At 71.6% G+C, this 13235-nt stretch carries 14 protein-coding genes; 8 read left to right on the top strand and 6 right to left on the bottom strand.

The features are described 5' to 3' along the window. Nucleotides 1-29 precede the first annotated feature (29 nt). The 5 genes from ACYQ8Q_RS23280 to ACYQ8Q_RS23300 all read left to right on the top strand — a co-directional run bounded on the left by ACYQ8Q_RS23280 (nt 30) and on the right by ACYQ8Q_RS23300 (nt 3774). Nucleotides 30-407: a phage holin family protein gene (locus ACYQ8Q_RS23280; RefSeq protein WP_460067627.1), complete on the top strand. Its 378-nt coding sequence runs from the start codon at nt 30-32 to the stop codon at nt 405-407. 7 nt (nt 408-414) lie between these two features. Further along, entirely contained in the window at nt 415-903 is a 489-nt protein-coding gene (locus tag ACYQ8Q_RS23285) for a low molecular weight protein-tyrosine-phosphatase (protein ID WP_460067629.1), read from the top strand. Next, nucleotides 900-2057, top strand: coding sequence for a cystathionine gamma-lyase (locus ACYQ8Q_RS23290; protein WP_460067630.1), 1158 nt, complete (start codon nt 900-902; stop codon nt 2055-2057). Before ACYQ8Q_RS23285 ends, ACYQ8Q_RS23290 begins: the two co-directional genes overlap by 4 nt. Nucleotides 2058-2286: 229 nt before the next feature. Then, nucleotides 2287-3192, top strand: a complete 906-nt coding sequence (locus tag ACYQ8Q_RS23295; RefSeq protein ID WP_460067632.1) for a LysR family transcriptional regulator — start codon at nt 2287-2289, stop codon at nt 3190-3192. Nucleotides 3193-3291: 99 nt separating this feature from the next. Next, a complete protein-coding gene (locus tag ACYQ8Q_RS23300; RefSeq protein ID WP_055635816.1) occupies nt 3292-3774 on the top strand; it encodes an NUDIX hydrolase in 483 nt (160 codons plus the stop codon). A gap of 21 nt (nt 3775-3795) precedes the next feature. On the opposite strand, the gene ACYQ8Q_RS23305 is transcribed toward ACYQ8Q_RS23300, so the two are convergent. Further along, entirely contained in the window at nt 3796-5544 is a 1749-nt protein-coding gene (locus ACYQ8Q_RS23305; RefSeq protein WP_460067634.1) for a globin domain-containing protein, read from the bottom strand. Nucleotides 5545-5792: 248 nt separating this feature from the next. After that, nucleotides 5793-6425, bottom strand: coding sequence for an HAD family hydrolase (locus ACYQ8Q_RS23310; protein ID WP_460067635.1), 633 nt, complete (start codon nt 6423-6425; stop codon nt 5793-5795). 121 nt (nt 6426-6546) lie between these two features. Between ACYQ8Q_RS23310 and ACYQ8Q_RS23315 the strand changes: the two genes are divergently transcribed. Beyond that, nucleotides 6547-7413 carry a GNAT family N-acetyltransferase gene (locus ACYQ8Q_RS23315; RefSeq protein WP_460067636.1) on the top strand — a complete coding sequence of 289 codons (867 nt, stop codon included), beginning with the start codon at nt 6547-6549 and terminating at the stop codon, nt 7411-7413. 14 nt (nt 7414-7427) lie between these two features. Here the strand turns inward: ACYQ8Q_RS23315 and ACYQ8Q_RS23320 are convergent, their stop codons facing one another. Next, on the bottom strand, nt 7428-7850 hold the full coding sequence (locus tag ACYQ8Q_RS23320) for a GlcG/HbpS family heme-binding protein (protein WP_460067637.1): 423 nt from the start codon (nt 7848-7850) through the stop codon (nt 7428-7430). 68 nt (nt 7851-7918) lie between these two features. After that, entirely contained in the window at nt 7919-9121 is a 1203-nt protein-coding gene (locus tag ACYQ8Q_RS23325) for an MFS transporter (protein WP_460067638.1), read from the bottom strand. Nucleotides 9122-9262: 141 nt separating this feature from the next. Between ACYQ8Q_RS23325 and ACYQ8Q_RS23330 the strand changes: the two genes are divergently transcribed. Beyond that, nucleotides 9263-9727: a MarR family winged helix-turn-helix transcriptional regulator gene (locus tag ACYQ8Q_RS23330; RefSeq protein ID WP_460067639.1), complete on the top strand. Its 465-nt coding sequence runs from the start codon at nt 9263-9265 to the stop codon at nt 9725-9727. Between the two features lie 33 nt (nt 9728-9760). Further along, complete coding sequence (locus ACYQ8Q_RS23335; RefSeq protein WP_460067640.1) at nt 9761-10213, top strand: N-acetyltransferase family protein; 453 nt, start codon at nt 9761-9763, stop codon at nt 10211-10213. A 58-nt stretch (nt 10214-10271) separates the two neighbouring features. Here the strand turns inward: ACYQ8Q_RS23335 and ACYQ8Q_RS23340 are convergent, their stop codons facing one another. Together ACYQ8Q_RS23340 and dnaB are read right to left on the bottom strand one after the other, a co-directional pair. Next, a complete protein-coding gene (locus ACYQ8Q_RS23340; RefSeq protein ID WP_460067641.1) occupies nt 10272-11657 on the bottom strand; it encodes a serine hydrolase domain-containing protein in 1386 nt (461 codons plus the stop codon). A gap of 72 nt (nt 11658-11729) precedes the next feature. Then, entirely contained in the window at nt 11730-13205 is a 1476-nt protein-coding gene (gene dnaB / locus ACYQ8Q_RS23345; RefSeq protein WP_460067642.1) for a replicative DNA helicase, read from the bottom strand. Between the last annotated feature and the right edge of the window lie 30 nt (nt 13206-13235).

Raw genomic sequence — 13235 nt, forward strand, 5'->3', positions numbered from 1 at the left:
TTGCCGATCTCTCTGCCACGATCAGACACATGAAGAATTTCGTAGTCAAGACGATCGCCAACGCGGGTGCCCTGGCGGTCGCCGTCTGGGCGCTGTCCGGCATAACCCTGTCCGGTGACAACAAGGGCAAGGAGATCTTCACCCTCCTGCTCGTCGCCCTGCTCTTCGGCCTGGTGAACTTCCTGGTCAAGCCGATCGTGAAGGTGCTGACCTTCCCGCTGTTCATCCTGACCCTCGGTCTGATCACCTTGGTCGTCAACGCCCTGATGCTGCTGCTGACCTCGTCGCTGGCCGACGTGTTCGATCTGAGCTTCCACGTCGACGGCTTCTGGACCGCGGTCGGCGGCGGCCTGATCGTCTCCGTCGTCTCCTGGGCGCTCAACGTCGTCCTGCCCGACGGGGACTGAGCACGCGATGACGTACCGCGTCTGTTTCGTCTGCACCGGCAACATCTGCCGCTCGCCGATGGCCGAATCGGTCTTCCGCGCGCGGGTGGAGGAAGCCGGTCTCGACGGGCTGGTCGAGGTCGACAGCGCCGGCACGGGCGACTGGCACGAGGGCGAGGGCGCCGACCCGCGCACCCTCGCCGTCCTGGAGCAGCACGGCTACGCCCTCGATCACACGGCCCGGACGTTCCGGCCGTCCTGGTTCGCCCGCCTCGACCTCGTGCTCGCCCTGGACGCCGGACACCTCAAGACCCTGCGCCGGCTGGCGCCCACCGCGCAGGACGCCGGCAAGGTGCGTCTGCTGCGGTCCTACGACCCCGCCGCCGACGACCTCGACGTGCCCGACCCCTACTACGGCGGCCTGGACGGCTTCGAGGAGTGCCTCGGGATGGTCGAGGCGGCGGCCGACGGCCTGCTGGCCGCCGTACGCGAGGATCTGGAAGGACGGCAGGCATGAGCGGCTCCGCCACCCCCGAGGGCCTCCCCGGGGACGCCGGGGAGGGCACGCGCGCGGTCCGGGCCGGGCTGCCCGAGGCGGTGAAGTACGAACCGACCCTGCCGGGGCCGGTGTTCGCCGCGCACTACCACCTGCCGGGGGAGCCGACGGGGCCGTACACCTACGGCCGCGACGAGAACCCCACCTGGACCCGGCTGGAGCGGGCGATCGGCGGCCTGGAGGCACCGGGGCGGGACGACGTCGAGACGCTCGCCTTCGCCTCCGGGATGGCCGCGGTCTCGGCGCTGCTCTTCTCTCAGCTGCGCTCGGGCGACACGGTCGTCCTGCCCAGCGACGGCTACCAGGCGCTGCCCCTGGTGCGCGCCCAGTTGGAGGCGTACGGCATCGGGGTGCGGACCGCCCCGACCGGCGGCGACGCCCAGCTCGGCGCCCTCGACGGCGCCCGGCTGCTGTGGATCGAGTCGCCGTCGAACCCCGGCCTCGACGTGTGCGACATCCGGCGGCTCGTCGAGGCGGCACACGCGCGTGGCGCCCTCGTGGCCGTCGACAACACGCTCGCGACCCCGCTGGGACAGCGCCCGCTGGAGCTCGGCGCCGACTTCGCCGTGGCCAGCGGCACCAAACAGCTCACGGGGCACGGGGACATCCTCCTCGGATACGTCACCGGGCGGGCCGGCGAGGCGATGACCGTCGTACGGCGCTGGCGGAAGATCGTCGGGGCGGTCCCCGGGCCCATGGAGGCCTGGCTGGCCCACCGCTCGATCGCCACGCTCCAGCTGCGCGTCGACCGGCAGGCCGCCAGTGCGCTCGCCGTCGCCGAGGCGCTGCGGGACAGGCCGGAGGTGACCGGGCTGCGCTATCCCGGTCTGCGCGACGACCCGGCCCACGAGGTGGCCGCCCGGCAGATGCGGCGCTTCGGGTGCGTGGTGTCGTTCACGCTGCCCACGCGTGCGCGTGCCGAGCGTTTCCTGGAGGCGCTGCGGCTCGTGGACGACGCGACCAGCTTCGGCGGGGTGCGCTCCACCGCCGAGCGGCGTGGGCGCTGGGGCGGCGACGCGGTGCCGGAGGGCTTCGTGCGGCTGTCGGTCGGCGCCGAGGACCCCGAGGACCTGGTGGCGGATGTGCTGCGTGCGCTGGGGGAGTCGGCGTCATGACCGGTTTACGGACGCCCTCGTGGTGTCCCTCCGTACGACGGACGGTCCGAGCCTCCCCCCTCGTGGCTCGGACCGTCCTCGGTTCTGCGCGCGAAGAACCGCGCCCACAAGGCTAGTTGACTCTGTGTCAGTGTCCAATCACAGTAGCGACAGGGGCCTATCGACATATTTATCGTTGGATCCTGCCCCCGAGCCGGGACGAAGGCGGGGAGAGGCAGGAGGACACACCGTGGATCTGGCCTTGCTGCGCACCTTCGTGACCGTGCACCGGGCCGGCTCCTTCACCCGCGCCGCGGCCCTGCTGGGCCTGTCCCAGCCGGCCGTCACCTCGCAGATCCGCACACTGGAACGGCAGCTGGGCCGCCCCCTGTTCCTGCGCCAGGCGCGGGGCGTCACACCGACGACCATCGGGGACGAGCTCGCCCACAAGGCCGCCCCGCATCTCGACGCCCTGGTGGAGATCACCGGGACCGGGCTGGACGACGAGTCCTCACGGCGGTCCCTGCACCTCGCCGGGCCCCCGGAGTTCACCGCCGAACGGGCTCTGCCGGCCCTCACCGGGCTGACCGGCGACGACGGCCGGCAGCTTGCCCTGCGGGTCTCCTTCGGCACCGCCGAGGAGGTCCTGGAGGGACTGGCGGCCGGCCACACCGACCTCGCCATCAGCACGGCACGGCCACGCGGCACCCTGCTCACGGCCACCCCGCTGTGCGACGAGGAGCACGTCCTGATCGCCGCCCCGCAGTGGGCGGACCGGATCGACACGGGGAGGCTGCGCCGCAAGGGTGCTTCCGCACTGGAGAATCTCCCGGTCGTCGAGGTGCACGAGTCACTGCCGCTCGTCTCCCGCTACTGGGCCTCCGTCTTCGACTCCCGCCCCGCCGCCTCCGGCACCGTGATCGTCCCCGATCTGCGCGCCGTGCTCGCCTGCGCCGTCGCGGGCGCCGGGCTCGCGGTGCTGCCCCGCTATCTGTGCGAGGCCGCCCTGGAGCGCGGGGACGTCGTCGCCCCGCACGAGCCGGCGGTGCCGCCGCTGCGCACCTATGTGCTCGCGGTGCGGACCGGAACCCTGACGATGCCGCATGTCGCGCGGGCCCACGAATGGCTGCTGGGGGCGGCTGCCGAGTGGTGCTGAGCCGGCGCCGGGAGGACTTTCCGGATCCGTCACCGGGTGCGCTCCCCCGGTGACGTTTCGCGATGTTTCACGTGGAACATGCGGGGCCACATTTCTCCCATGACCGTCCGACCTGTGGTCAAGCGCACCGCCCGCGCCGTTCTGCTCGACGGCGACGACCTCATCCTCATCAAGCGCACCAAGCCCGGTGTCGACCCGTACTGGGTCACGCCCGGCGGCGGCGTCGAACCGGATGACGCGACCGTCGTGGACGCCCTGCACCGTGAGGTGCACGAGGAGCTCGGCGCGAAGATCACCGATGTGGTCCCCTGCTTCGTCGACACCGTCGAGCACATCGGCGAGGACGGCGGCGCGACCGGCGTCAAAGTGCAGCACTTCTTCGTCTGCCGTCTGGAGTCCATGGACCCCTCGCTGCGGCACGGACCCGAGATCGACGAGCCCGCCGGGGAGTACGAGATCGTCTGGGTGCCGTTCACCCGGGTGGGTATCGCGTCCGTCCATCTCGTGCCGCTGTCGCTGCGCCACTACCTCGACGGCAACATCGAGGGCGTACGGGCCATGCACGCCCCCGATCTCGGATGAGCCCGTAGGCCGCCTCCGGCGTCAGCTGCCGGAGGCGACGAGCTCCTCGACCGAGTCGTGCCGTATGCGCTCCACGGGGAAGCCGACACCGCGCAGGGCGTCCACTCCGCTGCGGATCATGCCGGGCGGACCGGAGACATAGGCGTCGTACGCGGTCCAGGGCCCGAAGGTCCGTATGGCATCGGGGAGCTGGAGCAGCCCGTCCCGGTCGACCACCGGGTGCACCTCCAGCCATGGGTGCGCCTGCTGGAGCCGGAGCATCGTGTCGATGTCGTACAGGTCGTGGTTGCTGCGGGCGCCGTAGAACACCTCGACCGGGCGGCGCGCGCCGTGCTCCGCCACGTCCTCGACCAGCGCCTTGATGGGGGCGATGCCGGTGCCGCCGCCCAGACAGAGCAGACCGCTGTCCCGGGTGTGGTCGACGGTCATCGAGCCGGCCGGTGGTCCGAGCCGTACGACGTCGCCGGGGCGGGCTCGGTGCACCAGGGCGTTGGAGACCCAGCCGGCCGGAATGGCCTTCACATGGAAGGTCAGAAGCCCGTCGGACCGGGGCGCCGACGCGAACGAATAGTGCCGCCAGATCCGCGGCCACCACGGTGTCTCGAGGCTCGCGTACTGCCCGGCCCGGAAGGGGTAGGGCTGGTCGGGGCGGAGGGTGAGCACGGCGACCTCGGGCGTTCTGAGGTCGTGGGAGACGACCTCCGCCTGCCACCAGGGCGGAGCGCGCAGCTCGTCGACGGCAGCCGCGTCGATCATGACCTGCGAGATGGTCGTGTACGCCCGGACCCAGGCGGCTTCGGTGTCGGCGTCCCAGACGGCGTCGGCGTACTTGTTGAGCGCGCCGATGAGGCACTCTCCGACGGCCGGGTAGTGCTCGGCCCGGGTGCCGTACTTGCGGTGGCCGCGGCCGAGGTTCTGGAGGTACTCGACGAGGACCGGGGTGTTGTCGATGTGCTCGGCGGCGGTCAGCAGGGCCTTGAGCAGCCGGTCGCGCTGGGCGTCCATCGCGGGCGGGAAGAGCGGGCGCAGTCCGGGGTGGCGGACGAACAGCAGGGCGTAGAAGTACGAGGTGACCTTGTCGGCCACCGGGCCCACCTCGGCCATGGTCCGGCGGATGAGGACGGCGTCCGGAGAGGCCTCCTGGGCGGGGGCGGGACGCTGGGTGGGCACCACGGGTCCGGCGGGCGGGGAGGGCCGTGCCGCTTCGGCGGGCGGAGAGGGCTGCGCCACCGAGGGCTCGAGGGCTTCTGCGGGCCCGGACACGTGGGGGGCGGCCGATGCGGCCCGCTGCGGGGGAGCCTCGGCCAGCGTGCCCGCTCGCGCAGGGACGGGCTGCTGGGCCTGGAGGGGCTGCTGGGCCTGGACGGGGATGCGGGGATCGGCGGGAGGCTGCGGTTCCTGCGGCGCAGGGGCTTGTCCGAGGGTGGTCCCGCCTGAGGCCGCCGGTGGGGCCGCCATCGGCGTCACAGGGGCGCCTGACGGGCCGTAGGGGCTCTGTGACCCCTGTTCCGGCTGCCGCACCCCGTCCGCCTCCCCGCGTTCTCCTGCGACCGCAGGAGCGCTCCGGGGCAAGTCGCCGTCGGTCTGACGGGGGCCGGGGTCGGACGGGGGCGTGCCACGGCCCACCGGGCGGAGCGCGGCCAGGCGGCGGCCGTCCGACGCTCCCTGCTCACCTCCGGCCGTCGGCTCCGGCTGTTTGCGCGGCGAGAACCATCCGTCCCCGCCGCCGGACGTGCCGTTGTCGGCCGACTTGGTGGTCGGAGCGTCCATGGTCTGCCTCGCCTCGAACATCTTTCGGTCGGTCTGCGCACTTCCTGGCCCGGAAGGCCCTGCTTCCCCCGCAGACGGCTTGCTTTTCCGTTCGGTTGCGCACGCCCGTTCGGAAGGTGTGCGCAGAGCCCCGCGCGCCTGACTCCGCAAGCGAACCGGAGTCGACCATACCGGCCACGGTGGGCCACACAAGTCCCCCCTTCCCTCCCCTGGAAAACGGCCGGGGAGTGAACCGTCGATTCCCTCAACTACCGGGCTTGACGCACCAATTCATAGGCATCCCACAGATCCTTCCCTGCGTAGGAATGCGTCGCGAGGCCCGCCAGACGGTGGTCCGCATTGACCGCCACGGAGACCGGCACGGCTTTGAACAGGTCTTTGTCGGAACCCGAGTCGCCATACGCGACACAGTCCTCCCGCGTCACTCCGAACTCCGCACACAGCCGATCGGCGATCACCACCTTCGCCGCGGCGCTGAGAACTCCCGCCGGATCCACCGGCTCGGTGAAAGGGAGGGCGGGAAAACGGGATCCATGGGCCGCGTGGGCGCCCCAGCCCGTGAGTTTTTCCACAAAGAAGGAGGGGGAGAGCGACACGACGGCGCAGTACTCCCCTCGGCTGCCGATCTCCGCCCAGACCTCACGGATGCGCGCCAGCCAGGGAGCGCCCTCGAACGCCGCCGTCACATGCTCCTCGGTGAGGCTCGCCCACAGGGCGTGCGCCTGGCGCGCGTACTCCGGCGGCTGGATCCGTCCCTCGGCCGCGGCGCGGTCCAGCGCCACCGCCTCGGCCTCCAGACCGAGTTGGCGCGAGATCTCCCGGGGCGCGGAGGTGCCGTGGAGCAGGGTGCCGTCGAGGTCGAAGAGATGCAGTCTCGCCATGGGCCGAGGCTAACCGGGACAGACGGCCGCTGTTTCACGTGAAACAGCGGTGGCCAAAAGCGCGTGCGTCCCAGGGGAAACAGGTGGACGTCAGGGGCGCCCGTCGGACAGCCTGGCCCGCGTGCCGACTCCTTCCCTCGCCGCTCTGCCCATCCGCCGTCTGACGCACCGCGACCTCACCGCCTGCGCCGACTTGTCCGAGGACCGGGGGTGGCCGCGCGAGGAGCACAAGTGGGGCCTCCTCCTCTCCGCCGGAAAGGGCTACGGCATCGACGACCCCGCCGGAGGCCTGGTCACCGCCTGCGTCGTCACCTCGTACGGCTCCCCCGACCGTCCCACGCTCGGGGCCATCGGCATGGTGCTGGTCGCCGAGCGGCATGCGCGGCAGGGCGTCGGCCGCCGGCTGATGCGGCACGTCGTCGCCGCGACGGGCCCGGTCCCGCTGACGCTGCACGCCACCCCGAACGGCCGTCCGCTGTACGAGGAGCTCGGCTTCAAGACCACGGCCCGGGCGGAGATGGTGTGCGGGCGCTTCACCCCGGACGGCCCGCCGTCGGACGTCGTCACTCGCGCGGCCACGGCCGAGGACCTGTCCGCGATCCTCCGGCTCGACGAGGAGGTGTTCGGTGCTGATCGCACACATGTCATCACGCGGCTGCCCGCCTTCGCCGACCAGCTGCGGGTCGCCGAGGACGGCGGCCGGATCGTCGGCTACGCGGCCGCCTGGCCGAACATGGCCACCCATGTGGCGGGTCCGCTGATCGCCCGGGACACGGAGACCGCCAAGGCTCTGCTGGCCTCCCTCGCGGCCCACACCGACCGGCCGCTGCGCACGGACATCGACGTACGGCACGAGGAACTGCTGGCGTGGGTGAAGGCCCGGGGTCTGGAGTCCGTCGCCTTCAACGCGGTGATGACGCATGGCATCGCGGAACTGCCCGGGGACTGGAGCCGACGGTTCGCACCGCTGACCGTGGCGGCCGGCTGAGACACGGCACTACGTCAGGCCAGTGCCTCCACGGCGGCCGCGGCGAAGGCGTGGTCCTGCTCGGGGGCGCCGCCGCCGACTCCGATCGCGCCGACGAGACGGCCGTCGCGGTGGACCGGAATCCCGCCCGCGATGAACAGCAGCGGGCGGTCGAGCGCGGTGGGCAGGGTGTGGAAGGGGCCTCCGGGCCGCACGGCGTCCACGAGGCCGGCGGTGGGGGCGTCGAGCTGGAGAGCGGTATAGGCCTTGCGCGTGCTCGTCTCACCCGAGATGAGCACGGCCCGGTCGTCCCGCCGGAAGGCCAGCAGATGGCCGCCGGCGTCCAGGACGGTGACGCTGACCGTGGCTCCGGCCGCCTCGGCGGCGCGGCGAGCGGCCGTGACCAGGGCCTCGGCGTCGTCGATGGTCAGAGGTGCGGCGGCGGTGGTGGTGTTCATACGGGGTCCTTGCTGTGGGTGTTGGTGCTGTGGGAGTCGGCGGGGGCTGACGTGCGGGCTTGGCGGGTTCAGAGGTGGGCGGCCGCCCGCTGGGCGGCGGCGCCGGCGACGACCTTGCCGGGGACACCGGCACGGCGTTCCAGGGCCGACGAGACGACGGCGAGGACCAGGGCTCCGGCGGCCAGGGCGGCGCCGACCCAGTTCGGGGCGGTGTAACCGAGACCTGCGGCGATGACGAGGCCGCCGAGCCAGGCGGACAGCGCGTTGCCGAGGTTGAAGGCGCCGATGTTCACGGCCGAGGCGAGCGTCGGGGCGCCGTGCGCCTGGTCGAGGACGCGCTTCTGCAGCGGCGGCACGGTGGCGAAGCCCAGGGCGCCGATCAGGACGACCGTGAGGGCCGCGAGGGCCTTGTGGTGGGCGGTGACGGTGAAGAGGGCCAGGACGACCGCCAGGGCGCCCAGGGAGACGTACAGCATCGGCATCAGGGCGCGGTCGGCGTACCGGCCGCCGACGAGGTTGCCGGCGACCATGCCGAGCCCGAAGAGGACCAGCAGCCAGGTGACGGAGCCGTCGGCGAAGCCGGTGACATGGGTCGCCATCGGCGCGATGTAGGTGATGGCCGCGAAGACGCCGCCGAAGCCGAGGACGGTCATCGCCATGGCGAGCAGCACCTGGGTGTTCTTGAAGGCGGCCAGTTCGTGCCGCAGGCGCACGCCCCGTACCCGAGGCATCTCGGGCACCAGCCGGGCGATGCCGGCCAGGCCGACCACGCCGAGGGCGGCGACGATCCCGAAGGTGACCCGCCAGCCGATGTGCTGTCCGACGAGGGTGCCCAGCGGGACGCCGACCACGTTGGCGACGGTCAGACCGGTGAACATCATGGCGATGGCGCCGGCCTTCCTGTCCGGGGCGACCAGATCGGCTGCGACGACCGAGCCGATGCCGAAGAAGGCGCCGTGGGCGAGCGAGGCGACCACCCGGCCGATCAGCATCACGGAGAAGGCCGGGGCGACGGCGGAGAGCAGGTTGCCGACGATGAACAGGCCCATCAGCAGCATCAGCATCCGCTTGCGGGGGACCCTCGTGCCGAGGACGGTCATCAGCGGGGCGCCGAACATGACGCCGAGCGCGTAGCCGGTCACCAGGAAGCCGGCCGTGGGGATGGAGACCCCGAAGTCGGCCGCGACCTCGGGCAGCAAGCCCATGATCACGAACTCGGTGGTGCCGATTCCGAAGGCCCCGATCGCGAGGGCCAGAAGCGCGAGAGGCATGGGGGTGGACCTTCCCAGACGATTGCAGGTGCGCTTTGCGTGCGCTCACAATAGTTGCAGGCGCGGGCTATATGCAACCGCCGACTATCGCGGCGCTGTTCTATCCTGGTCCCAGCCGCTCCGGGACCGAGGAGAACGCCCATGACCGCGACGGACCCCGCGCTCACCGCCCTTGCCCAGGGCTGGTGCGCCCTCTCCCTGCTGCACGGCAGGATCGAGGCCCACATCGAGCGCGCCCTGCAGCACGGACACGACCTGAGCGTGCGCGAGTACTCCCTGCTCGACGTGCTCAGCCGGCAGCACGAGGGCGAAGGGGGTCATCTCCAGATGAAGCAGGTCGCCGACGCGGTCGTCCTCAGCCAGAGCGCCACCACCCGGCTGGTCACCCGGCTCGAGGACCGCGGCCTCCTGGAGCGCTATCTGTGCCCCACCGACCGTCGGGGCATCTACACCAACGTCACCGGGGCAGGCCTCGCCCTGCTCGCCGAGGCCCGGCCGACCAATGACACCGCCCTGCGCGAGGCCCTCGACCAAGCCGCCGAGAACCCCGAACTGGCACCGCTGGTACGCGTCGTGGAGACACTGAAGGCGCCGGCCGTCGCGTAGAGCGCGCCCACCCCGGCTGCGTAGGGTGCGGCCATGGGAGATCTCGACATCCGAGCCGCCGTCGCCGAGGACATCCCCGCGATTGTCGCCCTGCTCGCGGACGACCCGCTGGGCGCACAGCGGGAGTCACCTGACGACCTCACGCCGTACCGGAGCGCGCTGGAGCGGCTCACCGCCGACCCGAACCAGCGGCTGGTCGTCGCCGTACGCGAGGGGCGCGTCGTCGGCACCCTCCAGCTGACGGTCATCCCCGGCCTGTCCCGTCGCGGTGCGACCAGATCGGTCATCGAGGGTGTACGCGTGCACGCCGACGAACGCGGCGGCGGTCTGGGCACGCAGTTCATCGAGTGGGCGATCGAGGAATCCCGCCGGGAGAACTGCCAGTTGGTGCAGCTCACCTCCGACGTCACCCGCACCGACGCCCATCGCTTCTACGAACGGCTGGGGTTCGTGGCCTCGCACGTGGGCTTCAAGTTGCAGCTCTGAAGAACCTGAAGGGGGCCATGTTTCACGTGAAACATGGCCCCCTTCTCCAGGGGAACGGTCAGCCGATCCCCCGCCACCCCTCCGGGTCCACCCCACCGGGCACGGCGGCACCCTCCTCGTACGGCCGGCGGGTGAACACGAACGACCCGAGGTCCAGGTGGTCCACGGTCCCGTCCGGCCGCCGTACGGCCCGCAGAACCTCTCCGGCGAAGTAGCCCTCCAGACCCGTCCAGGTGCCGTCCCCGTTGGCCCGGAACCGTGATCGGCGCCCACCGCCCGACAGCGGGCCCAGGGAGACCAGACCGTCGGCCGTCACCCGCAGGACGCTCGGACTGGTCCCCCAGTACCACGGGCCCGCCAGCTCCAGCACGGACGGGTCGACCTCCCGCAGCGGCCGCCACGGCTGCGGGATGCGCGGTTCGGCCTCCGCCACGAGCCGGACGAGATCGGCGCCCACCTGACCCAGCAGCGGGCCGGACGTGCAGTTGGCGAGGACCACGGCCGCGACATCGTCCGCCACGGCGACCGTGAGGCTGGCCAGGAAGCCCGGGACCGAACCGGAGTGGCCCACGAGCACCCGTCCGTCCCGGTGCTGGATCTGCATCCCGAGCCCGTAGGTGGCTCCGTCGGCGAGATCGGCGACCTCGGCCGGTGTCGCGGGCGTCCCCATCTCCCGCAGGGTCCCCTCGCTCAGCACCCGCTCGTCGCCGCGCATCAGGAAGGCGGCGAACCGCGCGAGGTCCCCGCTGGTGGACCAGAGCTGGCCGGCCGGGGCCATCGGCCCGTACTCCTCGATGGGTTCGGGCTGCATCGCGTCGGCCCAAGGATGCACCGCCCAGCCGCCCGCGGCAGGAGCCTGCGGTCGGACGCTCGTACGGTCAAGGCCCAGGGGTTCGAGCACTTCACGCCGGAGTACGTCCTCCCAGGCCGCTCCGCGCAGCTTCTCCACGAGGGCGCCCAGCACGGCGTACCCGGGATTCGAGTAGTGGTGGCGGCGGCCCGCCGGATGCAGGGCCGTCCCCTCGCCCAGGACGTCGGCGAGCTCCGGCCGCAGCGATCCCGGTGTGCGCTCCCACCACGGTCCGGGTGTCTCGGCCGCCAGCCCGCCCGTGTGGGCGAGCAGATGGGCGATGGTCAGCTCCCCCGCCCCGGTGCCGGGCAGATGCTTCTCCAGCGGGTCCTCGAGGTCGAGCGCTCCCTCGTCGCGCAGTCGCAGCACGAGGACGGCGGTGAAGGTCTTGGTGATCGAGCCGATCCGGTACTGCACGTTCTCGTCCGGAGCGTGCCCGTCGACCGAGGTCCGCGCCCCGTGCCAGACGGCCCGTCCGTCCCGGACGACCGCGGCGACGAGCGACGGGGCGCGACCGTCGGCCTGGGCCACGGCGATCCGGTGCAGCAGCGCACGCCGGGTACCGGGAAGCAGCTCTTCCTGAGGTGTGGTCATGGGCCCAGTCCACCCGCCCGCGATCCCGGCGTCGAGTTCATTTCACCCGGACTCATGTCACCCGGGGCCGGATCAGGTCTGTGCCATGTCCACGAAGCGGGAGTAGTGGCCCTGGAAGGCCACGGTGATGGTGGCCGTCGGGCCGTTACGGTGCTTGCCCACGATGATGTCCGCTTCGCCGGCGCGCGGGGACTCCTTCTCGTAGGCGTCCTCGCGGTGCAGCAGGATCACCATGTCGGCGTCCTGCTCGATGGACCCGGACTCACGCAGGTCGGAGACCATCGGCTTCTTGTCCGTGCGCTGTTCGGGGCCACGGTTGAGCTGGGAGAGCGCGATCACCGGGACCTCCAGCTCCTTCGCCAGGAGCTTGAGGTTACGGGACATGTCGGAGACCTCCTGCTGACGGCTCTCGGAGCGCTTGCCGCCGGACTGCATCAGCTGGAGGTAGTCGATGATGACGAGCCTGATGTCGTTGCGCTGCTTGAGCCGACGGCACTTCGCGCGGATCTCCATCATCGACAGGTTCGGGGAGTCGTCGATGAACAGCGGCGCGGACGACACCTCGGGCATCCGGCGGGCCAGCCGGGTCCAGTCCTCGTCCGTCATGGTGCCGGAGCGCATGTGGTGCAGGGCGACCCGGGCCTCGGCGGACAGCAGACGCATCGCGATCTCGTTGCGGCCCATTTCGAGGGAGAAGATGACGCTGGGCAGGTTGTTCTTGATCGACGCGGCCCGCGCGAAGTCCAGCGCGAGCGTCGACTTGCCCATCGCGGGACGGGCGGCGATGACGATCATCTGGCCCGGATGCAGCCCGTTGGTGAGCGAGTCGAGGTCCGTGAAGCCGGTGGGCACACCGGTCATCTCGCCGCTGCGTGAGCCGATCGCCTCGATCTCGTCGAGCGCGCCCTCCATGATGTCGCCGAGCGGGAGGTAGTCCTCGCTGGTGCGCTGCTCGGTGACCGCGTAGATCTCGGCCTGGGCGCGGTTGACGATCTCGTCCACGTCGTCGTCGCCCGCGTATCCCATCTGGGTGATGCGGGTGCCGGCCTCGACCAGGCGGCGCAGCACCGCCCGCTCGTGCACGATCTCGGCGTAGTACTCGGCGTTGGCCGCCGTCGGCACTGTCTGCACAAGGGTGTGCAGATACGATGCGCCGCCGACCTTGTTGATCTCGCCGCGCTTGGTGAGTTCGGCGGCGATCGTGATGGGGTCGGCCGGCTCGCCCTTGGCGTAGACGTCGAGGATCGCCTGGTAGATCGTCTCGTGCGCGGGCTTGTAGAAGTCATGGCCCTTGAGGACCTCGACGACGTCGGCGATGGCGTCCTTGGACAGCAGCATGCCGCCGAGGACGGACTGCTCGGCGTCGAGGTCCTGCGGCGGGACGCGCTCGAAGGTGGAGCCGCCCTCCCACTCACCGCTGTCCCGGCCCCGCTCGTGCTGCTCGTCACGGCCTCGGCCGCCGTCCCCGCCGCGGCGACGGGCGGGAGGCAGACGATCACTGGGTCCGCTCTCGGCCCACGGGTCGTCCAAGGGCTCGGAAATGCTCACCGAGCCACCTCCTCCCGTCCGCCGAGCGGA

The sequence above is a fragment of the Streptomyces sp. YKOK-I1 genome (assembly GCF_054660435.1).

Excerpts from the sequence above, each read along its gene's own strand:
- ACYQ8Q_RS23280 (WP_460067627.1), top strand. The coding sequence starts at position 30 with ATGAAGAATTTCGTAGTCAAGACGATCGCCAACGCGGGTGCCCTGGCG.
- ACYQ8Q_RS23285 (WP_460067629.1), top strand. The coding sequence starts at position 415 with ATGACGTACCGCGTCTGTTTCGTCTGCACCGGCAACATCTGCCGCTCG.
- ACYQ8Q_RS23290 (WP_460067630.1), top strand. The coding sequence starts at position 900 with ATGAGCGGCTCCGCCACCCCCGAGGGCCTCCCCGGGGACGCCGGGGAG.
- ACYQ8Q_RS23300 (WP_055635816.1), top strand. The coding sequence starts at position 3,292 with ATGACCGTCCGACCTGTGGTCAAGCGCACCGCCCGCGCCGTTCTGCTC.
- ACYQ8Q_RS23305 (WP_460067634.1), bottom strand. The coding sequence starts at position 5,544 with ATGGACGCTCCGACCACCAAGTCGGCCGACAACGGCACGTCCGGCGGC.
- ACYQ8Q_RS23310 (WP_460067635.1), bottom strand. The coding sequence starts at position 6,425 with ATGGCGAGACTGCATCTCTTCGACCTCGACGGCACCCTGCTCCACGGC.
- ACYQ8Q_RS23320 (WP_460067637.1), bottom strand. The coding sequence starts at position 7,850 with ATGAACACCACCACCGCCGCCGCACCTCTGACCATCGACGACGCCGAG.
- ACYQ8Q_RS23325 (WP_460067638.1), bottom strand. The coding sequence starts at position 9,121 with ATGCCTCTCGCGCTTCTGGCCCTCGCGATCGGGGCCTTCGGAATCGGC.
- ACYQ8Q_RS23330 (WP_460067639.1), top strand. The coding sequence starts at position 9,263 with ATGACCGCGACGGACCCCGCGCTCACCGCCCTTGCCCAGGGCTGGTGC.
- ACYQ8Q_RS23335 (WP_460067640.1), top strand. The coding sequence starts at position 9,761 with ATGGGAGATCTCGACATCCGAGCCGCCGTCGCCGAGGACATCCCCGCG.
- ACYQ8Q_RS23340 (WP_460067641.1), bottom strand. The coding sequence starts at position 11,657 with ATGACCACACCTCAGGAAGAGCTGCTTCCCGGTACCCGGCGTGCGCTG.